Origin of the sequence: Gordonia sp. WA4-43, assembly GCF_020520305.1 — a bacterium.
Lineage (GTDB): Bacteria > Actinomycetota > Actinomycetes > Mycobacteriales > Mycobacteriaceae > Gordonia > Gordonia hongkongensis.
The window spans coordinates 3,663,308-3,685,506 of sequence record NZ_CP084736.1 but is presented as its reverse complement, the minus strand read 5'-3'; the positions used below and the strand labels follow the sequence as shown (position 1 = coordinate 3,685,506).

At 67.7% G+C, this 22,199-nt stretch carries 19 protein-coding genes; all 19 read right to left on the bottom strand.

What is annotated here, in order from left to right:
* Positions 1-27: 27 nt before the first annotated feature.
* The 19 genes from LEL84_RS16530 to LEL84_RS16440 all read right to left on the bottom strand — a co-directional run bounded on the left by LEL84_RS16530 (position 28) and on the right by LEL84_RS16440 (position 22,198).
* On the bottom strand, positions 28-1,794 hold the full coding sequence (locus LEL84_RS16530; RefSeq protein ID WP_226512203.1) for a hypothetical protein: 1,767 nt from the start codon (positions 1,792-1,794) through the stop codon (positions 28-30).
* Positions 1,791-2,723 carry a hypothetical protein gene (locus tag LEL84_RS16525; protein WP_226512202.1) on the bottom strand — a complete coding sequence of 311 codons (933 nt, stop codon included), beginning with the start codon at positions 2,721-2,723 and terminating at the stop codon, positions 1,791-1,793. The genes LEL84_RS16530 and LEL84_RS16525 overlap by 4 nt, the downstream gene beginning before the upstream one ends.
* Positions 2,723-8,266, bottom strand: a complete 5,544-nt coding sequence (locus LEL84_RS16520; protein ID WP_226512201.1) for a hypothetical protein — start codon at positions 8,264-8,266, stop codon at positions 2,723-2,725. Before LEL84_RS16520 ends, LEL84_RS16525 begins: the two co-directional genes overlap by 1 nt.
* Before the next feature lie 54 nt (positions 8,267-8,320).
* The gene (locus LEL84_RS16515) at positions 8,321-8,974 is read right to left on the bottom strand and encodes a hypothetical protein (protein WP_226512200.1); all 654 of its coding nucleotides are present in this window, start codon (positions 8,972-8,974) and stop codon (positions 8,321-8,323) included.
* Positions 8,971-9,549, bottom strand: coding sequence for a hypothetical protein (locus LEL84_RS16510; RefSeq protein WP_226512199.1), 579 nt, complete (start codon positions 9,547-9,549; stop codon positions 8,971-8,973). Before LEL84_RS16510 ends, LEL84_RS16515 begins: the two co-directional genes overlap by 4 nt.
* 37 nt (positions 9,550-9,586) lie before the next feature.
* Positions 9,587-10,030, bottom strand: a complete 444-nt coding sequence (locus LEL84_RS16505) for an HK97 gp10 family phage protein (protein WP_226512198.1) — start codon at positions 10,028-10,030, stop codon at positions 9,587-9,589.
* Positions 10,020-10,325, bottom strand: coding sequence for a hypothetical protein (locus LEL84_RS16500; RefSeq protein WP_226512197.1), 306 nt, complete (start codon positions 10,323-10,325; stop codon positions 10,020-10,022). Before LEL84_RS16500 ends, LEL84_RS16505 begins: the two co-directional genes overlap by 11 nt.
* Positions 10,326-10,367: 42 nt before the next feature.
* On the bottom strand, positions 10,368-10,913 hold the full coding sequence (locus LEL84_RS16495) for a hypothetical protein (protein ID WP_226512196.1): 546 nt from the start codon (positions 10,911-10,913) through the stop codon (positions 10,368-10,370).
* Entirely contained in the window at positions 10,910-11,680 is a 771-nt protein-coding gene (locus LEL84_RS16490) for a hypothetical protein (RefSeq protein WP_226512195.1), read from the bottom strand. The genes LEL84_RS16495 and LEL84_RS16490 overlap by 4 nt, the downstream gene beginning before the upstream one ends.
* Positions 11,681-11,782: 102 nt before the next feature.
* On the bottom strand, positions 11,783-12,466 hold the full coding sequence (locus LEL84_RS16485; protein WP_226512194.1) for a hypothetical protein: 684 nt from the start codon (positions 12,464-12,466) through the stop codon (positions 11,783-11,785).
* Positions 12,467-12,562: 96 nt separating this feature from the next.
* Positions 12,563-12,940: a hypothetical protein gene (locus LEL84_RS16480; protein WP_226512193.1), complete on the bottom strand. Its 378-nt coding sequence runs from the start codon at positions 12,938-12,940 to the stop codon at positions 12,563-12,565.
* A 12-nt stretch (positions 12,941-12,952) separates the two neighbouring features.
* Positions 12,953-13,765: a hypothetical protein gene (locus tag LEL84_RS16475; protein WP_226512192.1), complete on the bottom strand. Its 813-nt coding sequence runs from the start codon at positions 13,763-13,765 to the stop codon at positions 12,953-12,955.
* An 85-nt stretch (positions 13,766-13,850) separates the two neighbouring features.
* The gene (locus LEL84_RS16470; protein WP_226512191.1) at positions 13,851-15,740 is read right to left on the bottom strand and encodes a major capsid protein; all 1,890 of its coding nucleotides are present in this window, start codon (positions 15,738-15,740) and stop codon (positions 13,851-13,853) included.
* A gap of 233 nt (positions 15,741-15,973) precedes the next feature.
* Positions 15,974-16,525 carry a hypothetical protein gene (locus LEL84_RS16465; RefSeq protein ID WP_226512190.1) on the bottom strand — a complete coding sequence of 184 codons (552 nt, stop codon included), beginning with the start codon at positions 16,523-16,525 and terminating at the stop codon, positions 15,974-15,976.
* Positions 16,522-17,730 (bottom strand): hypothetical protein, encoded by a 1,209-nt coding sequence (locus tag LEL84_RS16460; RefSeq protein WP_226512189.1) that lies wholly within the window; start codon positions 17,728-17,730, stop codon positions 16,522-16,524. Before LEL84_RS16460 ends, LEL84_RS16465 begins: the two co-directional genes overlap by 4 nt.
* Positions 17,731-17,814: 84 nt before the next feature.
* Entirely contained in the window at positions 17,815-18,075 is a 261-nt protein-coding gene (locus tag LEL84_RS16455) for a hypothetical protein (protein WP_226512188.1), read from the bottom strand.
* Between the two features lie 55 nt (positions 18,076-18,130).
* Positions 18,131-20,284, bottom strand: coding sequence for a phage minor head protein (locus tag LEL84_RS16450; RefSeq protein WP_226512187.1), 2,154 nt, complete (start codon positions 20,282-20,284; stop codon positions 18,131-18,133).
* Positions 20,259-20,612, bottom strand: a complete 354-nt coding sequence (locus tag LEL84_RS16445) for a hypothetical protein (RefSeq protein ID WP_226512186.1) — start codon at positions 20,610-20,612, stop codon at positions 20,259-20,261. Before LEL84_RS16445 ends, LEL84_RS16450 begins: the two co-directional genes overlap by 26 nt.
* Positions 20,609-22,198, bottom strand: a complete 1,590-nt coding sequence (locus LEL84_RS16440; protein ID WP_226512185.1) for a hypothetical protein — start codon at positions 22,196-22,198, stop codon at positions 20,609-20,611. Before LEL84_RS16440 ends, LEL84_RS16445 begins: the two co-directional genes overlap by 4 nt.
* Position 22,199 lies beyond the last annotated feature (1 nt).

Sequence of the window (22,199 nt, the reverse complement as noted above, 5' to 3'; positions counted from 1 at the left end):
GTTTCTGAATAACCGTAACCTGCTGCTCTAGACGACGCCGAGATCGTGGAGCCCCGACATCGTGTCGCGAATCCTGGCCATCGCTTCCTCGAACGGGTCGCGGTTCTTCGCGTCCTCCCCCACCGTGATCGTCCAGTCCGGGTGGAAGTTGTCTTCGTCGGCCGACAGGACGAGTTTCTTGATGCGGTCGACCCACACTCGCCCGGACTGGTCGCGCGGCGCCGTGGTGCCGACCCGGTCCGACAGCCACATGTGGCCGACGCCGTTGTCGCCGACCATCCACGGGCAGGCGTCGAGGATCTTCACCTCGTGCGACGTCCACCGGCGGGTTGCCCACAGGCCGAGTCGGATCACCATCAGCGAGTTCAGGGTGTACGCCTGGTCGGCGCCTTCCTGGAAGAACTCGACGTAGCGGGACCAGCCGAGTTTCTGTGCGCGGGAGGTGAGTTTCGTGTCAGTCCACGCGAGGATGGTGTCGGTGTACAGCGGCCGCAGGAGCGTGTCGATAGCGCCGCCGATCGAGCCGACGCCGTAGCCCATGATGTTGATGTTGTCGCCGACGATGTCGCCGATGGCCTGTATGAGCGCGGAGATGCCCTCGTTCACGCCGGGGGCCGATTTGCCGCCGGTGATGATCTTCGCGACCTTCTCCGGCGTGCGGGTGAACTTCGCCGACACGACCCCGGGTGTCCGGCCGGGCTCGAGGATGACGTACGGCATCCTCTTGTTCGTCGACTTCGCGCCGATCTGCATGTACTCGCCCGGGATCGGCTGACCGGTGATCAGTGAGCGGGTTGTGTCCAGGGCGTCAGAGGTGAACTGGTCGATCGTGTTGAGCAGGCCACCGAAGAGGTTGCCGCCCATGCTGGTTCCGGTGTTGTAGCGTCCGGACTTGTCGGCGATCGAGATCACCAGCGCGCCGTTGCGGAGGTCCGCGCCCTCCCACGGTAGGTCGTCACCTTCGAGCCAGCGGTCGGCCTGCACCGACAGCTCGGCGTCTTCCATCATCGCGTGGAAGGCGTCGTGCCAATACTTCATTCGGATGATCGGCATCCCCCACAGCACGCCCGACGCCATGGCCTGGGTGAACGACACGGGGTTCGGCACGATCTGCCAGGTGTTGACGTTGAAGCCCTCGACCCAGTCACCGAGGTCCATCGGGTCGTCGGGGATCGTCAGCGGCGTCTCGTCGCGCATCAGGTTCAGGAACAAGGTGGTGAGCGCGCACCAGTTGACCGGGCCAAGCAGGATCCACGCGCGCAGCTGAAAGATCGCGGGGAACAGTGGCGACGGGAAGCACTCGATCCACTTCAGGTTCTCGTAGTCGTGGAGGAACGTCGCGGTGATCACTTCGTCGCCGGTCGAGGTCAGCTCGATCGACACGTCTTCCATACGGCCGCCCCACCGTGCGCCCACGTAGTCGGCGGTGATGTGGACGTTCACGCCCTCCTCGCGGAGGTCGCGGCCTTCGAAGTCGAGCATCCACTGACCGAGCGGCGAGTCGGCGAGCACCACGATTTCTGCTGTGCCCGTGTCGTTGTCGACCCACTCGAACGTGTACGACAGCACATCGGTCGCGACGTGCTGCAGGTGCCACTCGGCATCCCACAGCCGCAGGATCGGGTCCTCGCGGCGGGCGCGCACCTCGTCCCGTTCGGCCTGCTGAGTGGCTTCGAGGATCGCGTTGCACTGGTCGAGCAACGACTGCGAGTCGTAGTCCTCCATCGCGGAAACCGCCCGGGCCGCGCGCGCCTGGACGGTGGCCTTGGCTTCTTTCGTCAGGAACGCGCTCACACTCGCCCCCAGGGCTTCCGGAATCGCAACGGCTGGTGGCACTCAACTCGCATCCCACCAGCCGGGACCTGAACGGCCTGCACGGTGACGCTCTGCCGCTGGGTGGAGCGCGGGATCAGGTTCTTCGGGAAGTCGCCCTGGACCGGCATCTGTCCAACAAGGTTGTGGTCAAACGCATCCCGCACCGGAACCCTCCCCGGCTCGGGGGTCGCGACGAGACCACCCATCGCGGTGGTGATGTTGGGGTACAGCAGGGTGCGGGTCGGGTATGCCCCGCCCGGCGCCCGGTTCCACGGCTTCCCGGTCCAGGTGTTGTCCGGGAGCCGTACCTGTCCGCGGGTGGTGACCCACGTGGGCGCCATGTCGACGCCGGTCGGGTTCTCGATTTCGAGGGTCTTCGTCCCGGGGGTGGTGAACTCGACAGCGGTGGGAGTGTTGGCTTCTCGCCAGAACGGGTCGTAGGCCTTCAGGTGAATCTCCCAGATCCATGACCCGTGGTGCTGCGGTAAGAGTTCGGCATCGTAGGTATGCCCGGGGGCGAGCACGACTTCGATCCACCGTGTCGATTCGTCTGTCTCCCATTCGATCCGCGCTAGTTTCGACTGGTCGTAGTACGGATCGAGTTCGAAGCTGAATGCCTCGCGCAGTCGTCCGTCGATGACGCCGAAGGTCTCGTTGACCAGTTTGCGGCTCACTGCGACGGTGATGACCGGTTCCATGATCGCGGTCTTCACGGCGCGGAGCATGCCGCCGTCCATCCGCACCGGGGTTCGCTCGATTTGTCGGATCGGGGCTTCGACGATGTCCCGCCACCCGCCCTTGAGGAGCTTCACACCGGTGGTGCCGGCATCCTCGCCGTGGATCGGGTGGATGTCGCCGTCGTCGCATCCGACGATGCGGATGTTGGATACCTCGGAGACGCACGTCATCACTTCACGTACCTCCGCATCCGGCGTCGCCGGTCCTGGTCGACCTTGCGCACGACGTCGTCTCCGTCCTGGGGGTTAATCACGGTGAGTTGCATAGGGCCGCCGCGGAGGAACGCGTCGACGAGGTCGATGAGGTCCTTCTTCGTCGCGGTACCGTCCTCGCCCTTGTCCCGCGGGTTGTCCTGCATGTAGGCGCCGACGGCGTCGAGGATCGGCGGCTGGACGTCCATGCCGACGATGCCCAGCGCGGAACCGACCTGGCCCGAGATGGCCGCGTTCGCGACACCGCCAGCGCGGTCGCCGAGGGACGTGCCTTCGGTGTTGTCGTAGTTGCCGAGCAGCCCTGGGTTTGCGGCGATGAAGTCGTCGAGCCCGTTGTGCAGCGCGGTCTTCACCAGCCCGCCGAGCTGCGCCGACAGCGCGCCGCCGCCGATGGTGAACTCCTGCGCCTCACGCTTCTTCGTGTCGTCACCGCCACTCTCTCCCACGTTGTAGCCGCCGCCTGGGTCCTCGCTCGGCGTCAGCGTGGGAGTGTCCGACGGTGTCACCGGGGCAACGTCGGTCGGTGTGGTGGTCGGGTCGGGAGCAGGGGCGGGTGCGGGCGCCGGGGCGGCAGGCGCTCGCTTCGCCGCCTCGTCAGCCAGCTTTCGGGCCTCTGCCTCATGCGCGCGCATCTCGTCTAGGTAGGCCTGTCGCCCGCCGGAGAACGCCTCGTCGGCAGTCGAGATCCCGGGCCGTTGCTGAAGCCAGAAGATGTTCTTCCACATGTCCTTCGACGCGCCGGGATCTTTGCGCTTCGTGTCGAGGCGGTCGAGGAACGCGGCGATGTTCTTGTTCGGGTCGTCGCGGCCTGGGTACGAGGTGTCCTGCTGGAACACGCCGTGCCAGGCTCCGCCGCCGCCGATCGCCTTCGGGTCGAGGTTGGATTCGCCGCGTGCGGTCGCAAGGATCGCGATCGCCTCGTCGTGGGAGTAGCCACGCTTTCGCGCCTCCCAGTAGATCGCGTCGGCGACCTCCTGCTTGCTCGAGTTGCGGGTGAGCTTCCCGATACCCGCGCCGGCTGGGATCGCTGTGCCGCCAGCGCCCGCACCACCGGCTGGGAGCGCCGAAGGGTCGCCGCCACCCAGCGACGTCGGCGCCCCCGCGCCCCCACCGCCGCCGCCGAGCGACGCCGGCCAGTTCTCCACCCAGACCGGGATTACGCCGCCCTTGTCGGCCTCCGCCGCCGAGTTGAACGCCGACTGGCCGCCCGAGTTGCCCCACGACCCGCCGAGCCCCGACCCGATCGGGGTCGACGCGCCGCCCCCGAGGTCACCACCCGGCGCCGTCCCGACGCCGATACCCGTGTCGAACCCGGGACGCGGGCCGCCGCTCAGCGCGCCCGCCGGCACTTCCTTGTTCGCCATCACGTGGATGTGGTTCGAGTGCTGCCCGAACACCACATCCGATCCGTAGATCGGGATGGCATCCTTGCCGGCGGCCTCGGTTCCGCCGATGTTGTAGTAGTTCCACTGGCCGTCGCCGCCGCCGTAGATGATCTGCCCGAGGTCGAGTGCCTTCCGGTTCGCGAACAGCCAGGCGGCGACGTCGTCGCGGTTGTCGAGGTCGAGCGCCATCCCGCGCGGGTGGTAGCCGCCGTCGTCGAAGTGGTCGGTCTTGGCCGAGGTGATCTTGATGTCGGGGAACTGGCGCCGGACCGCTTCGGCGAGGGACCGGTTGACGGTTCCGCCGCCCATGCGGGCGACCTCGTCCTGGGTGAGCAGCGGACCACCGCCGGCGAACCCGGGTAGACCGCCGCCGAGTGCCGCGCCGGTCAGCCATGCCGGAGGCGTCCAGCCGGAACGCATCGCCTCGAGGAGCGGCAGGGTGCGGGCGTTCACCGCGTGCGCCGGGGAAACGAACTCGCCGTTCGACAGCCACGACAGGATCGAGTCCGACGTCGCCGTGCCCTTCCCGCGGACCTGGCCGCCGTAGGCGAAGGTCGGGATCTGCGGCATCGAGAACTTCTTCCCGCCGACGCCCGGGATCCAGTCGGGCACCGTGAAGTTGACCTTGCCGACGGTGTTGTTCCACAGGCGCGCGATCGAGTTGAACACGGCCTTCGCCGCGTTCTTGATCGGGTCCCAGATCTTGCCTGCGAGGTCGCGCATGGTGGCGGGGAGGCCGCGGAAGAAGTCGATGACGAGGTTGAACTTTTCGACGACCCAGTCCTTGGCCAGTGTCGCCTTGTCGCGGATCCCCTCTGCGAGGTTGGTGAAGAATCCGACGACCCGGCCGACCATGTCCCATACCCAGCCGCCGACCGACACGAGGATGTCTCGGAAGAACCCGAACACGATCTGCACGCCGGACCACCAGGTCGTGATGATGGTGCGGATAGCGTTGAACGCGGGCGTAACCACGTTGTTCCACAACCACATCACCACGGACCCGACCGCACGGAAGATGGTCATCCACGAGTTGAAGATGAACTTCACGACCTCCCAGACGCCGCCGATGATTGTGCCGATGAACGAGAACGCCGGCTGGATGATGTTCTGCCACAACCAGGTGATCACCGTGCCGAGCGCCTGGATCACGGTCGAGACCACACCGAACTTCGACTGCAGCGCGGCGAGGATCCCGATCGGCCCACCGAGGACCGCGGCGAAGATCTCCCAGTGATCCATGACCCAGCCGATAGCGGTCGCGATCCCGTTGAAGGCGGGCTGTATCGCGTTCTCCCACAGCCACTTGGCGATGTCGCCGAGCTTCTGGAACCCGGCCTGCAGGGCGGGCCACACCGCGTCCCAGGCCGCCTTGATGACGTCCCAGACCGCGGTGAATGTGGACTTGATGGCGCCCCAGATGGTGTCCCATAGGCGGCGTCCGGTCTCGGTCTTGGTGAAGAACAGGTACAGGCCGGCGGCGAGGGCAGCGATCGCGGTGATGATCATGCCGATAGGCGATGCGGCGAAGGCCAGCGACAGCAGCGTCCACGCGGTGCGCACGATCGCGATGATTGTCTGCACCGCCTTGAACACCTTGAAGGCGCCGTAGGCAACGAGGACCGCGCCCGCGACGGCGCCGATGGCGGTCGTGAACGGCTGGAGCATCTGAAGGATGCCGGTGACCAGCGGCATCATCTCGGCGAGTGCCTGCACGGCGAGGACGATCGACGGCACGAGTACCTGCAGCGCAGCGCCGAGCGCACCGCCGATCATCGACGCGAGCTGCCCGATCACAGGGCCGAGCGCGACGAACAGCTCCGAAATCGGTTGCACGGCAGGCATGAGCGCCTGCAGCAGCACGATCAACGAGTTTCCGACCGTGGCCAGCACCGGGCCGAGGGCCTGCGCGAGCGCGCCAATGATCGGCCCGGCGAGTTCGACGAACGTCGCAATGAGCTGCCCGAGGACGGGCATGACCGGGGCGAGCGCGGTCGCGATCGCCGAGATGGCGGTACCGAGTGGCTGCATCGCCGGTGCGATCGCCTGCAGCCCTTCGCCGAGCGCGGTCACGAATCCACCGACCGCGGGCGCGATCTGGACCAGCAGGTTCGACAGGGCGGGCGCGATCGTCGTGCCGATGATCCCTGCCAGTTGCAGCAGAATCGGTAGCACCGCCCCCATGCCAGCGGTCATCGACTCGAAGAACGACACCAGGGCGGTCTGGCCGGGCCCGTTGACCCACTCCGAGATCGTCGACAGCGACGCCTGCAAGTTGCCGAGGAAGTTCCCGCCGGCCGCGGTGCCTGCCGCGTTGAAGACGCCGCCGATGATCGAACCGAGCTCGGAGAGGACCTGCCCGAACTGCTTCGCGACGGCCACCGCCTCGCGGAAGTACCCGGCCATGCGCCCGGACTCCTGCGCCTGGATCAGCATCTCGGAGAACCCGCGGGTCGCACCGGCGAGGCCGTCGGTCATGGGCGAGAAGACCTGTCCTGCACCGGCTCCAACCGCAGCGAGACCAGGGATGAGTTCGCCGAGCGCGCGTCCGAAGTTGCCGGCCATGTTCGACGACGTCCCGAGCAGCGTCGACATCACGCCGAGGCCTCGGGTGGAGTTGAGGAACCCGATCGCGGCGAGAGCGCCGTCGTTGAACCCGCGCGTCACCCCCACGAGCGCCGAGGTCAACAGCGGAACGTAGTTGTCGGTGAGCGGCTGGATCTGGGCGGCGAGGTTCGCGAAGAGCGCGTCCTGCACCTCGCGCTTCATGGCGGCCCACGCGGGCTTGACGGCCTGGATCGCGAGGACGAACGCGCGGGCGTTGGGTGCAAGTTTCGCCATCGCCTGGGCGGCCTTGTCGACACCGCCACCACCGGCGGCACCCTTCTGGGCTTCGGTCACCGCCTCCTGGGCGCGCTGGACGGCCTCGGTGGCGTCCTTCAATCGCTTCTGGGCGTCGACGACCTCGTCGGAACCCTCGACGCCCTTCCGCCGCTGCTCGTTGGTGTCCTCGATGAGATCGCCGTTGCCGCGCTGTATTTCGGTCAGGCGCAGTTCGGCCTTCTGGTATGCGAGGACCGCCTTCTGCTTCTCGCGGGAGTTCTTGAAGTCACCGCGCGCGAGCTCATCGCGGGCGTCGGCCAGGTCGATCGCCGCTTCCTTCTCCGACAGCGCGGCGCCGCGGAGTTCCAGGTCGAGGTCGCGGAGCTTGCGGCGGGCGTCGTCGCGAGCCCGACCGACGTCCTTCTGGGCGTCGCGTTCATCCTCGATCGCGTTCGTGAGGTCGCGCTGCGCGTCACGTACCTGTTTGGCGTTGTCGACCGCGGCACCACCGCCAGACGCGGACGCTTCGCCGAGCGCTGAGAACGCATCACCGACGCCGGATAGGCCGGTCTTGAGCGCGGCGAATCCGGTTGCTGCGGCGGCGATTCCTGCGATGCCCGCACCACCGGCAGCCACACCGACCGAGGCCAGCGCGGCGCCGAGCGCGGCGATCACCGGGAGCGCGGCACCGGCGGCCATCGTCGCGCCAGTCAGGATGGTCGTCCACTTCGCTACCGAGCCGAGCGCCGACGAGATCCCTCTGGTGAGACTCTGAATCCCCCCACGGCCCCCGGCGAGGCCGCGTGAGTTGGCCCGCACGTCGACCTCGAGAGGGTTGGCCTGTAGCCACGACTGCATGGCGATGTGCGTGGCTTGCAGAGACGCCATCGATCGGGCTGTGTCGACGCCGACGCGCACCGTGAGCGGGTTTGTGTTCAACCAGGTCTGCAGGGTGCCGTGGACCCGCTTGAGTTCGGTGAGCGCGCCGCTGGAGTCGATCGAGAGGGTGGCGGTTACCCGGACGTCGCGGATGCGTTGCAGCTGCGCGTTGATCCGCGCCACCGTGGCCTGGGTGTTGCGGACCATGCCGTCGGTCTGGCGTGTGTACGACTGGCCCATCCGGCCGAAGGTGACCTCGGCGTTACGGCGCAGGTTGTCGAGATGTCGTTGCGCGGCGCGGGACGCGATAAGCGTCGACCGCTCCAACTTCTGCCGAAGCTCCTGATCAACGTTCGACCAGTCGAGTTCGACGCCGACACGAGCTTTCGCCCATTCACCGCCAGGACTGGTCACGCGCTGCCTCCAAGGACAACGCGCCCGGCCCTCGGCCAGCAGCGCGAGCTGCTTCTATTTCCGGTCTAGCGTATCCGAGCTGCCGCTGTCACTGGTGGACGCTGACGTCTGGGGCCCGCTTTGGGCCTGCTGCCACACACTCTGCAGCGCCATGAACCCAGAGGCATCGCCGTCGGCGGCAGCCTCCTCTTCCTCGTCCTCTTTCTCGATCACCCGCAGGGGTGGCTTGTCGAGTTCCCGGGTGAAGCGACCCATCTCGTCCTTGTCGTGGCGGAGCACCCTGCGCCACAACGCCCACACCAGCGCGGTCGCCCGCCCGAACGGCAGCTCGAGGACGTCGACGCCACCAAGCTGGAGCTCGCCGTCGACGAACGCCCAGTTCTGCATCGTCTTGGTCCACAGATGCTCGACGGTCCAGCGGCGCAGCCCGCCGCCGTACATCGACACGAGTTCATCGGCGACGAACTGCATCTCGGTCAGCGACACCGCTTCGTCCGCGGGCCCGTAGAGTCGAGTGAGCAGATGGATGCGGTCGCTATCCCGTGGCGTGCACGCGAACACTACTGCGAGACCGGACAGTTCGTAGTCGGCGTCAGACGCCAGCAGCGCACGAACCATGTCCGGGGTGGACGGCTCGGACAGACGCAACACCCGCCCGTCGAGAGACCAGGCGGGTGCAGCATCGAACCACGGCGGGCCGGCAGTCACTTACGTGCAGTGGATTTCCGCTGTGCGGCCTTCTTCGCCGGGGCCTTCTTCGCCGCCTGTCGGCGTTGCGACCGGTTCGCGCCGATCGGGGTTGGCGGCACCGCGGGTGCCTCCGCATCGTTCTCGGCGTTGAACTTGCGGTACATCTCGGCGACGGACTTGTTGCCCCACAGGTCGAGTGCGGTCGCCACAATCGTCGGCGGGATCGTGACGTTGAAGTCGTTCGCCGGGTCTGTCATTCGGGCCAGCAGGTAGCTGATGGCGGGGCGGTCGAGGATGACGTCGAGGAACTTCATCATCGAGTCGAACCGCTCAGAACCGTCCGGGCTGGTCAGCTTCGGCACGTACAGGTACAGGGTGTAGTCCGAAGGCTGTGTCATCACGAACTGCTGGCCATCGATCGTGATTGCCCGTCGCTCGAATTTCCGGCCAACGTCCTTCGACGAGAACTGCAGCGACTCGGGGATTTCCTCATCGATCGGAGCGAGCCCCAGTTTCGAACGGGTCTCGGGGTCCTCGATGTCGAAGTCGTCGTCGACGTTGATGTCGCGGGTGCTGTCGTCGGTGGTGCTCATTGGACGGTGGTTCCCTTTCGGTGGATGGTGTTTCGATCTAACGGAGGGTGTCGATGACGCCCATGACCTCTCGGAGCGCGTCGATCAGGAACGGATCGGGTTCGATGCCCTTGACCGACGCCGCGAAGAACCAGCCGCGTTGTTCCTTCGGGAGTTTCTTCTTCGCGCCGCCGCCCGTGGGTTCCCACCGGAACTTGAGGGCCTTGCGGGTGACCGGGACGATCGGCGTGCCCTTGGGCCCGTATATGCCTGTGCCGGTGTGAAAGTACTCGGCGTAGTCGAGGGGCGACCCGATGGTGATGTGACATGCGCCGGCCGACCATTCGAGGGTGTAGTCGATGCTCGCGCGGAGAGCGCCTTCGTCGACCGGTGCGCGGCGTTTCGCGGAGTTGGTGACGCGGCGGCCGATGCGGTTGCCCCACCGCTCGGCCGCGGCGCGGTTGTCCTGTTCGATCGTGTGGTGGTGGATGTCAACTGGCATCGCCAGTCGGCTTCTTCCGCCGGCCGGACGCCGGGGCCTGGTCCGCTGCGTCTGCGGGGCTCTCGGGGTCCGAGGCCTGTTCGCCCGCAGCCAGCTCTGCATTGAGCCGGTCAAGGGTTTCGCGGGCCTCGGTCTGTGCGTCGGAGAGGTCCGCTGCTGCGGCATCCGGGTCGACGACGGTCACGCGTCCTTGCGCGATGAGCTGCTCGATCTTCTCGGTGCGCTCGACGGTCACCACCGTTCCCGGTACCAATCCCGCGACACGCTGTTCTGCCCTGATAGTCACCTCAGCCATACCCGCAGGATACGCCCGAACAGTGACCTACGAACGTAACGCTCAGCCGCGCGGGTCGCCGTCGAGCATCGGCACCGACTCGTCAGAGAACAGCGACAGCGGCGCGGTCACCGAGACGTCCATCGTTGACCCGTGCCCGCCGCCCTGCGGTGTGACCGGCCGCCACCCGCCGAGGATGGGTTCGAGGTCCCATTCGTCGTCGGTGTGTTCCTCCGACCAGGCGTGTAGCGCGGCGCGGCGCATGGCCTCGAAGTCGTCAAGGATGTCCCGCGACGCCGAATCCAGCACGGGAGACGACGGGGGGCCGAGTTTCGGGTCGACCGGGAAGCAGCGGTACACGCCCATCGTCAGCGACACCTGGTGATCGGGCGCGACGTCGCGGATCGCGCCCGGGGATCCGCCGGCACCGTTACTCGCTGTGATGCCGGAGAACGCCACCCACCCGGTGCTGCACGTCTCCATCACCGCGGCCTGCGGGGACGTTAGCACCGCCATGCGTTTCGGCACATCGGCACGCGCCTCGACGAGCTCGGTGGCGAGCTGGTCGAGAAGCCGCTTCGCGATCGCGTACGGATTGCAGACCGTCATGACAGACGCTCCACCCTGGGTCGGTCCGGCGACGAGATCCGCGCAGGGCGGCGCGACTTGTACGGGTTCACCGCCATGATCCACTCGTCGACGGCTTCGATCCCGGTCAGCCCCTCGGCGAAGTACGCGCGCGGGTCAACTTCCATCGTGAGGCCCTGCCGCGAGATCGACGTGAGGTTCGACGGAAGCGCACACTCGCCGCCGGTAATGCCACGCAACAGGTCCACGGCGAGCGCGCCGGCCGCGAACTGCCCCTCCGGCGGAACGGGCACGCCGCGCTGGTATTCGATCACGAACGCGCCCGGTGCGTCGTCCGGTGCGTCGAGGTTCTGGTTCTGCGGCCACGGCTGGCCGTCGATGCGGCGCAGCCAGCGCCGAGACCGGACGACGTACGCGGAGTCCGGAACGTCGACGCCGTCGACAGTCACCCTCGTGACCGAGGCGATCGGCCCGGGCACCCACACGTCGTGGTCGGTGACGTGGCGGCAGTTCGAGCGGCAGCCGCACGCGCCGGACGCTCCGGGGTTCCCGACCCCAACGCCGGGCCACCACGCCGGTGTGGGGTCAGCGGGCCCGAAGTAGGTGGAACCGCGGGTCTGCGGCGTGAAGCACGGCCGCACCTTCTCGGCTCTGAGGCCAAACACCTCGCCGGTCAGCGCCCACAGGATGCGGCCGGCGAACGCTTCGGCGGCCTCCTTGTCGGTTACGTCGGCACCGGCCCACAGATCGCGGGCGTTCGACGGGATGACGATCGGCCACTCAACCACGGAAGACTCCTATTCGTTCGTCAGAACCGGGAACGCCCCCGACCCAGCCGGTTGGGGATCGGCTGGGGCGGGGGCGCGTAACCCACCATCCAAGGAGGGAGATCAGGCCAGCGGAACAGCGCCCGCCGTCACCGCGGGCGGCGGAACCTTCGTCTGGAACATCACCAGATGATCCTTCGCCGTCAGCGCCGTGTTCAGCTTCGCCGGAACCGGAGTCGCCGCGTCGTCGAGCTCGACGTTGTACGGTCCGGTGCCCCAACCGTTGGCGTCCTTCGTGATCGCGTTCGTCAGCGAGAACTCCGCACGCTCCGCCTGGATCGCGATCTCGCCGATGCGGGCCGGGCCGATGAACGGCAGCAGGAAGTAGCCGTACGCCTTGGCACCCTGGCACACCTGGCCGGGGATGTCGGTCCACAGCTCGAGCGCGAAGTTCGCGTCGATGTCGTCGTAGGTGCCGACCTTGATGCCCGCGGCGTCGCCGGCCGCGTCGGTCCAGATCGGGTTGCCGGACACGATCTCGTACGCCTCGGGATCGACACCGACGAACTGGATCTCCGCGGTGAGGTACTTCAGGAGGTCCTTCCCGCGGTCGACGAACGCGAAGGTGTCGTCGGCGGTCTTGGGTGCGTTCTCGGTGGCGTCCTCGTACTCGGGGGAGACGGTGACGCTGATGTAGCCCTTGGTGACCAGAGTGGTCTTCGGGCCGACGACGGGTTCGCCGCATTCGTCGAGACGGGTGAAGCGTGCTCGCTTGCCGCGGATGGACGGCCAGGTCAGGTTCGCCATTTCAGACCTCCAGGTCGGTCGTGAGTGTGGTCACGCCCGGCCCTCGGCCAGCGGCTTGCTGTCATCAGGATAGTCCCCGATGCAGGTCTTTCGTTGTTACGCATCGCCTGTGCGCTTGTCGTGCTCGGCGATCAGCTCGGTGCGGGTCATACCGCCGGTGTGCATGCCGGGGTAGCGCTTGCGCATGAACTCGGCCCAGTCGGCGGTGCGGCCGTTGCGGTCGGGTTCCTCGAGATCATCGACGGGGATCACAGGTTCGCCGGACACCAGCGGCGGGTCCGGCACTGGCTGCTCGTCCGGCTCATCAGTTGCGTCCTCACCGATCTCGTCGGCGAGCGCGTCGTCGACCTCGAACGCCAACCGCTGGCCGGTCGTCACGATCCGGAACCGTGTCTCGTCGCCCTTGGTCGCATCGAGCAACTTCCGCGCGATCTGCGACGCCTCACGGTCGTTGCTGGTCAGAATCGTCGGCATGACTCATCCCTTCTAGGTGAGATTCACCAGCACCGCGCTGGTGATGTCGTCGAACGAAATGACGTAGGAACGTTCGGCGATGCCCTGGATGTTGTTGCGACGCCAGTCGATGCGCGCATTCTGCTGTGCCGTGTGGACCTTCACTTCGCCGCGGCGGGCGACGACATCACCGGAGGCGACGATCCAGTACGTGCCGGCAGCGGCGGCCTGCCCGTCGGGACCGGTCGCCGGGTAGTTCCCCAGCGACGCCGGGGTTCCGACGAGCGTGGTCAGCTTCGACCCAGAGGCATGCAGCACCGACTTGTGATCCGCGAGCGAGCCGAGCACCCGCGGGATGTGCAGCGCGCCAACACCTCCGTACTCGCTGCGGAGCCACCCTTCGAGGAGCCCGATCCCGATCTCGAGCGGCACCGCGGTGTCCTCGACGACGACCGTGTCCGGCGACATCAGGGAAGGGTCGGACTCGGACCACAGCTGCGATTCGAGATGAGGGGACTCGGCGGCAGCGAGTTTCGCCCGCGCGTAGGAATCAATCTCAGCGGCGTCCAGGCCGACGGCCGAGCATTCGAATCCCGACCAGGCGCGCAGCGGCATCGCGGTCGTGGTGGGATGGCCGCGGTCGAGGTCCAGCGGTTCGTCGGGAACATCGACGCAGTCGGTCGGCGAGGCGGTCGCTTTCGGCTCCGGCGGCAGGTCGTACTCGATGCCGCTGTAGACGGCGCGATCGCCGCCGTCGGTGGGCATCGACGCGATGGACAGCAGCCCGAACCGCGGCGCCTCCGGCGCGGTCGGCCGGGCGACGTATACGGGTGGTCCGACGGGCATCTCGGCTCCTTCTAGTGGTGGAACGAGGAACGCTCCCGGCTCCCGCGCGGGGAACCGGGAGCGCCCTCATCTGCTCAGCTCGCGACTACGGAGTCTCGGGTTCGATCGGACCGCCGTGAGCCAGCTCGCGCGGCGCCGAGGTCGCACCGTTGACCGCCAGCGGCAGCGTCACCAGAAGGCTCTTGTACGCCCGCTTGTGGACCAGAAGCTTCTCCTCCTGGAACATCTCGAGGTAGTCGTTCTTCCGGATGTTCACCGAGTCGTAGGTGACACCGAGCGAGATGATCTCGCCGCGACCACGAACGAAGGTGCCGGCCGGGTAGACCAGTGCGTTGACCGAGGTCGCGAACGTCTGCTTGACCGAGGCCGAGCCGAAACCGCCAGACACGCCGGAGAACGCGTCCTGCCAGTCGTAGACCCACTGGACGCGGGCGCCGCGTGCGACGAAGAACGCGTTGATCTGCTCGTTGGTGACCTGGTTGAAGTCGACACCCGACCGCAGAGCGAGGTCGGAGCGGACGTGCAGCTTCAGCCAGATCGGCAGAACCACTTCGAGAGTCATCGACTCCGGTGCGCGGTACCGGTACCGCAGGTCCACGATGACCAGCTCGAGACCGTTGAGGACCGACGCAGTCGCCGACGGGCCGAGCTCCTGAGTCAGGTCGACTGCGCTGCCCGACAGGGCCACCATGTCGGCGATCGTCAACTCGTTGACGCGGTGGGCGTGCGCCGCCATCGCCGCCTCGACGTGCTGGCGGGTGAGCTCGGGGTAGGCCGAGTTCTGCAGGATGCCTGCCTCGATGCCGGTGTAGACCACACCGGCGCGCTTCTCGACGAAGTCCGTGCAGGGCACCCGGTAGAGCACCTTCTGGTAGTCCGGATCGGAGGCGTTGGCGATTGCCTGCGTCTCGGTCTCGCGGATACCAACCTCGCCCCCGGAGTAGATCGCCGCGTAGTCGGCGCCCTCGGTGGTTCGGATACCGCCGCGCTTCACCGAGATCTCGGGGACGTCGACGAGGCCCGCGGTGGCGTCGGCGAGGACCGGCGACAGCTCGTACAGGGTCTCCGACGGGGCGCACCAGCCGCCGGCCGCGACGAGCGAACCGCCCTGACCGGTCCGACGGTTCTTCAGGCGGGCCTGGTTGGCGGCGTACTCCATCAGGGCGTTGTCGTCCTGGCCGGACGCGACGAGTTCCTTCGGGTAGTCGACCTTGAAGTGCGCGATGTCTTCTTTCATCGCGACGCCCTCGATACCGCGGGGCATGTTCTCGATGCGTGCCTGTGCGGCGGCGGTGACGCCGTCGAGGTCGAGGGCCTGTCCGGCCTCGTATCCTCGGACACGCGCGGCGGCGGTGATCGAGAACCCGCGGGGCTTCTCGTCCTCGGCGGGCTTCGGCTTCGGGGTCCGCTTGCCGATCGCGGACAGGTCGAACCGGTTGCGCTTGGCCGACGCGAGGACCGGTTCGGCAGCGGTCGGAGCAGCTTCGGTGGACGGGGTGGACTCGGTGCCGGTGCCGGCGTCACTGGTTTCGGTGGCCGGTTCCGTTGCGGCAGCGGCGCTGTCGTCGGCACCCTGGCCGCCTTCACCACCCTCCTGACCCTCGTCGCCGCCCTCGGCAGCTTCGTCGTCGCCCTCTGCGGAGGCATCGGCGCCCTTAATCTCGGCCTCCATCGCAGCGCGGCGGGCCCGGGCCTGCTCATCGGCAGCGTCGAGGTCGGACTGCACCGACCGGGTCACCTGGACGAACTCGGTCAGGGCCTCGAGGCCAGCGAGACCTTCCTCGTCGGTGGGGTCGGTCGCGTTGAGCTCGCCCCACTTCTCGATCGCCTCATCCTGGAGCGATTCGATCGTCGCGCGGTCGACGCCAGCGAGCTTCTCGCGGATCGCATCCTTGCGCTGGTCGACTGTGGGGGCCTGGCCCTCTTCACCGGCACCGTGTGCCGCATCAAGCAGGTCCTGAAGGGTGAGTTCCACCGGAATCTCCTGTCGGGTCGCATCTCGCTATCAATGCGCCCGGCCCTCGGCCAGCGGCTCTGTCCAATACTGTAACCCGCGACCTGCGGGTTAGGTCGTAACCGGCTCCACGGTCCCGTCTCGGTCGTCCGCCCAGGCCCGGGCGTCGCCCTCGTCGAGGAACCGTTTACGGCGTCCGTCGGGCAGTCGGACCACCCAGACCGTGACTGACCCGCCGCCGCAGTTGCAGCCCATCACGCCACCGCCGAACGGGATTCAGGGGTTTCCGTCTCGCGACCACCTATACCGTCAGTAGAACCGAGCGGCACGTCGGTGTGTTTGCCACGCAACGACACTCGCAGTCGATCGAACGTAACCGGGCCGTACACACCAGGGATGGGGTCGCCCGGGGTGACGCCGCCGGATGAGTAGGTGATGTGCGGTAGGAACCCGTCGAAGTCCTTCGACACGAACGGCACCTGGCCGTCGCTGTCGTGGAGCGCATCGGTCAGCGCGTTGCGTCGGTCGGTCAGGCCCGGGGTGTTGACCAGCCACACCGCCACGCCGCCGCCGAGGTTGCCGGCGCCGTTCACTTCGCCGCGGATCGGGCCGTCGGCGTGGAACATCTCGGCCAGCATGGCTGGGTCGTCGAAGTCGCCTACGTCCGGCAGATAGGCCAAGGTCAGGTGGAGCTCGTCGACCGAGACGTCCCCGACCGCGAGGCGTTTCGCGTCCTCGGCCGTCGGGAGGAGTGCGATCATCCCGTCGGTATCGTGGTCGTCGCCGCCGTTTCCGGCGGCCGTCATTTTCCCGAACCACCACCCGCGGCGGCCGCGAGGAGAGCAGTCTCGGCGCGGTCTAGTGCGGCGCGCACCCCGGGCGCGTCGAACACGGCGGATGCGGCGAGCTTCCCTGATCCTTTGTCTCCGCGCTGCTTTCCCGGCCACTGCTTGAAGACGTCGTGGTACAGGTTCGCGGCGAGGCCCTTGATCTGCTCCGGCGTCATGTCCTTGATCTCGGCCTGCAGCGCCCGGACGAGGGACCGGTACGGCGTCGGGGTGGTCGCCCACTTCGCCAGCCCCTTGCCCGTCGTCCAGTACCGATGCAGCTGGTTCGGCATCCGTCCAGCGACGTCGTTGGCGGTGGACTCCACACCGGCGGCTAGCAGCCCGGCCATCTGACCGCGCGCCTTCTCCTTACGCACGTCCGCGATCGCGGACCCGGACGCCTTCTTTCGCTTGTCCGCGTTCTTCTTCCGCTGGTCCTCGCGGTCGGTGTCGACTTCGCCCTTCACCGCGGCGAACGCCTCCTCCGCTTTCTTTCGGCGCTCGGTGATCTTCTGCGCGTCCGATACGGCTGCCGAAACGAGACTAGTCAGGTCGGCGTAGGTGACGGGGCTGTTCGGGTCGCGGCGGTGCACAATGCCGGCGGCAACGAGACCGACGGGCTGTCCGGCTGCGACCAGGGTCTCCGTCCGCGGGATCGGGAAGCCGGGGACGTTGACCGCCAGCGCGGCGACCAGCTCGTACTGGCCCTGCCTGGTCACGTCGCGCCAATCCCCGGACACCGACGAGCGGCGAAGTTCATCGATCTGGCGGTCGTCGGTGCCCGGAACGATCCGGCCAGCCATCCAGATCCCGTGGCGGTCCTCCCCCGCGCGGACGACGGCCACCGTCGATCCGGTGTTGTCGTAGTGAGCGGCCGCGGCCATCGCATCCCCGCCCGGTCCGGCGTGACCAGTGCCGAGGGTGAGCTTCCCGACGGGCAGGTCTCCCGCAGCCGTGCGGACCACGCCCTGATGGAAGTACGCGTACGACGTCGAACTGTGGGGCGGCGGCACGATCTCGCCGTAACCGATGTGCGGGGTGTCCCAGATCGCGAGGTGACCGCGGACCCGTCCGTCGTCGGACACCTGCAGGGCGGTCGGACCCTCCAGCTGCGGGTCGGAGAAGTCCGACAGCTCGTACACGATCCCGCTGGCTGTGAGCGCGGCGGTCAGCGAATCACCCATCGGAGGCTCCCGTTCTATGTGGCTACATCGAACAGTATCCACCACAAGGAACGGACTCCCAGGGTTCGGCGCGTCCTGCGGAAACTACGGACGTGCCGACACGCTGGTCATCTGCGCGATCTCGTCCGCGAAGTGCGGGAAGCCGGCGACGAACACCTCGCCGGTCGACTTCTCGATCCGGACGAGCGCGTTGTTCGTCATCGGCGCCGGCATACCGGGCGGCAGATCGTCTTTCGTGCTCACGATGAAGTGGGTGTCGTTCTCGTAGCCGTCGGGTTGAACGACCTTTCCGGGCACGGCAGAGCTGGCGATCGTCATCGCCTCAGCGAACGTCGATACAGCCATAGCTGTCAGCTCCTTCATCACAACCCTCATCGTACGTCGGGGACCTGCTCGTGTCCTACGCCTCGTCAACCAGACCGCGAACATCGTCGGTCGGCACCAGGTTGTCCACGCGCATCCAGGTGTGGTTCTTCGACGTCGCGAAGTAGCTCGCGGCGTCCGACTGGGCGTTCTGCGCGTCGTAGTACCGCACGATCGGCACGCCCGCCGGCGCGACCACCTCCCACGAGAAGATGTGCCGATCATCGCCATTGATCCAGTCAACGGTCGTCCAACCCCGCGCCCCGACCTCGGTGGCGTCGAGGATGGCTTTCGTCATCGCGGCCTCGGCGCCGAGGAGTTGCACGTCGACGGGCGCGAGTTTCTCGAACCTCGACATCGATCCGTCGCGGTGCCGCCACAGGTCGTTGAAGTGGTGGTGGATGCGGTTGGTCTTCTGCTCCCATGCCTTGCGGAGCTTGACCCACATGTCGCGCACCTGATCGTGCACGGCGGGCGGAGGCGGCACCGCGGTTTCGTCGTTCGACTGGGCGACGACGTCGTAGCCGCGGCGGCGGAGCTCGAGGGCCTGCACCACGCGCTGACAGTTGATCCGCCATTCGAGGCCCTGGGAGTAGTTCAGGTTCGTTCTGGCGAAGTCCTCGTTCGCCTCGAACTGTCGTTGCAGCGGGAGGGTGAGATCGCGGCCGATGACCTTGCGTCTCAGCCCAGGCAGCGGGTCGGCCAGCCATTCCTGCTCGGCCGCCAGCCATGCCGACACCTCGTTGAGGTGGTCGGTTTCGGCGGCGAGCCAGTCGGCGACGTCGGAACGCCACGCGTCTTCGGCGGTCAGCCAGTCCAAGACCGCCTGGTCCTCGGCAGCGACCACATCGGTGTCTGGCTCCGGGGCGAGGTCGAAGGCGGCACTGTCGGTCTCACCGTGTCGGCGTTCCCACTCCTGTTCGGCGGCATCCCACTGGGCCTGATTGCCGGTATCGTTCGCGCGCTGCATCTCGTCCAACAGTTGGTCGTCGGAGAGTCGGCTCAGGTCACTGGTGGGCCGGTCCGACGGCGGGAGCTGTTCGCGGTCGTCGGTCAGCTCGACCGGCTCGGGCGCGGCCGGGGCCGGCTGGCCGCGGTCCTCGCCGCGCTGACCCAGACGGGCAGGGCGTGACAGCCCCTCGGCTTCAGCGACCTCGGCGATCACCCGGTCGGCCTCGTCCGGGTCGTCCGGGCCGATCCGCACCCCACCCGGCCGGATCTCGCCCATCGACCCGTCGGGGCCCTGCAGTTCGTCCTGAAGCTCGTCGTCGTCGTAAATCAGCAGATCGCAGCGGCAGTTGATCACCTCGTGCGGGGCGATCGTGATGGCGTCCGCGGGGTGGTCGAGGAGGAACCCGCCGACGCGGAACCGTTCGGTCAGCGGCACGGTCTGTCCGTCGGCCACGCGGTGGGTCGCGCGGGTGCGTGTGTCCTCGGTGGCCAGCCAGCGTTTCCACATTCGGAGGTCGGGGTCGAGTTCAGAGCGCGCCTGGGCGGCAGCGAGTTTCCCAGCTTGCACGGCGCCGTGGGCCTCGGTCCGGGCGATGCGGCGGGCCTTCCACTGCCACTCCCCCAAGCTCTCGTCATGCTCGTCCCACAGCTCGCGGCGTCGGGCGTTCAGAACGCGGCGGGTGTTGGAGTCAAGGTCGGGGTCCTCGAGGCGCTGTTCGACCTCGTGGATGGTGGCGCGGATCGCGCGCGTCCGGGCGTCGATGTTAAGCACGCGGCCAACCCGGTCGCGGATCTCGTCGATGGACTCACCCTCGGCGAGCGCTTCCATCAGCTCCGGTCGGATGTCCTCGAACGCGCCCTCGGGCCAGATCTTGAGCCGATCGGAAACTTCCTCGAGGTACTGCTGCTGGTAGCGGTACGAGTTCAGCGGGTCGCGGCGGCGGGACTGCTGGAACGCCTCGGAGAACTCGATCGAAACCGACGGAATGACCTGCCGATCGAGCTGCCGACGCCACTCGCCATATGAGCCTTGGACGGCGGCGTCGACGATGTGCGGGCCGTGCGGGAAGGCTGCGGCTTGGACGCTGCCGGGGGCGCCGAGTTCGCGGAACAGGTGGAATCGGACGGCGGTTAGCCAGGCGTCGATCGCGGCCAGGACCGCGGCGTCGATGCGGCGTTCGGCGCGCAGAAGTAGACGCCGGGAGGCGCGGGCCCTATCGGCTTGCCGACGGGACGGCATGGTCGAGCACCTCGGCGAGCGCGTTCCGGGCCGGTGACCGTTGGGTCAGGATGAGACCGCGGGTGTAGGTGTCGCAGGCGTTGACGATGCGGGCGGCGTCCTGCTCGGGTAGGACGGCGGCGAGGAGGTCGAAGGTGCCTGAGATCAGCCGGTCACACTCGGTGTCGTTGTGGGCGAGTAGCACCCGGGTGTGCACTGCGTGGGCGGGCACACCGTCGTTGCGGAGCTGCCCGACCAAAGCTCGCGGCAGGCGGCCCCGTTTCCCTGCGGTGACCAGGGCTTGCAGTACGGCGAACTCGCACACCATCTCGACGGCGCGATCGGTCACAGTGAGGGTCCTTCCGTAGCGGCGGCCGGCGGGTCGTCGCGGGTTTCGGGGATGGCGCGGGTCTGGTCGACCGGGTCGGGGTCGGTGGCGCCCTCTTCTGCGGATGATCCGGGCGTCGCGGGTTCGGCGGTCGGGGCGGCTTTCGTCCAGTCGATGTCGCCGAGGTCGATCAGATCGGCGAGGGCCGGCGCGAACGCCGGGTTGGCGAGGACAAGCTTCTCGGCGAGGAAGCGGCGGTGCTCGTCGGCGTTCGGCTTGTCGCGGTCGGTGAACCCGGTCTCGCGGCGGACGGTCTCGCCGGACACGGCGCCGCGCTCGTGGAGGTCTTTCGCGTCCTTCGACCGGTCGGGCCGCATGTCGAGTGGGGCGGTGTCGAACCAGACGACGTGCGCGTCGGCGTCGGTGACGCCCATCTGCTCGAGCAGCGGTTGGACGACCTGGGTGAGGGCGTGGCACGCCGTCGAGAGAATCGGGGCGACACCGAGTTTCACTTCGTTCTCGTCGACGGCCCACGCTGACCAGTGGTTCGAGTCGGCCATGCCAAGCAGGACAGACGGGTCGGAGTCCATGCCGAGGGCGATACGGCGGATCGCTTCCTGCCTGCGTTCGTGCATGTGCGGGTCGAGTGGGGAGTCGAAGGTGAGGTGTTTGACCTTGTCGACGAGCTCGGGTGGCACCATCGCCATGAACGGCACCACCGACGCCGCGCTGTCGCGGTCGCGGATCGGGACGACCATGTAGTCGGTGAGCTCGTCGGCGAACGAGTAGTCGTCGGGGCGGTCCGTGTCTGCGGTCATGATCGATTCGATGCCCTGCGGCAGGAGCAGCAGCCCGGCGCCGGCCAGGCGGGAATCGACCTGCGCGGACACGTACTTCGTCAGGCCGATCAGCTCCCGGGCGACGGGCATCACCGCGACGACCGGTGCGTCGGGCATCGCGGACCGTTCGGGGTCCGGGGTCCACGACCGGACGAGCATCTGCGTGGCCGGGTCGATGTTCGACGTCGTGATGCCGTCGTTGAGCTTGAAGTTCGGTGAGTCGCCGGTGATCTCGGACGCGGCGTGGGGCGCCCAGTCGATGCGGCCTTCTTTCTCGGTGAACAGCAGCAGGCTTTCGCCGTTGAAGATGAGGTGTTGGCCGTAGCGCTTCAACGCCTGCTCGACCATCGGTTCGTTCCCGAACAGCATCTCGGCGAGGTCGGCGGCCGGGCCGTCCTCGACCGGGGTGGTTTCCTCGTCGAGCTTGTCGCGGCGCCCGATGAACAGGCGCACCTGGGAGCAGGCGCGGGCTTGGCGGTCGCCCATGAAGCGGAGTTCTGGTGTCTCGCGGCGCAACTGCCACGCCTCGGACTGCCAGCGCTGGGCGGGGACTCGTCGGGTGCGGCGGTCGATCTTCTTCTGGGTGAGGACCTGCGCCGAAGCGGTGATCGATTCGCCGCGCGATCCGCGGCGTCCGGACTTCGTCTTCGGGACCGGGTAGGAGGCGACGACGGCGCCCGACGGGACGCGGATGCGGGAGAACACTCCGCGGGGACGTCCGGCCTGCTCGGCGATCGCGGGGGCGGTGGAATCGGGTAGCCGTCGCACA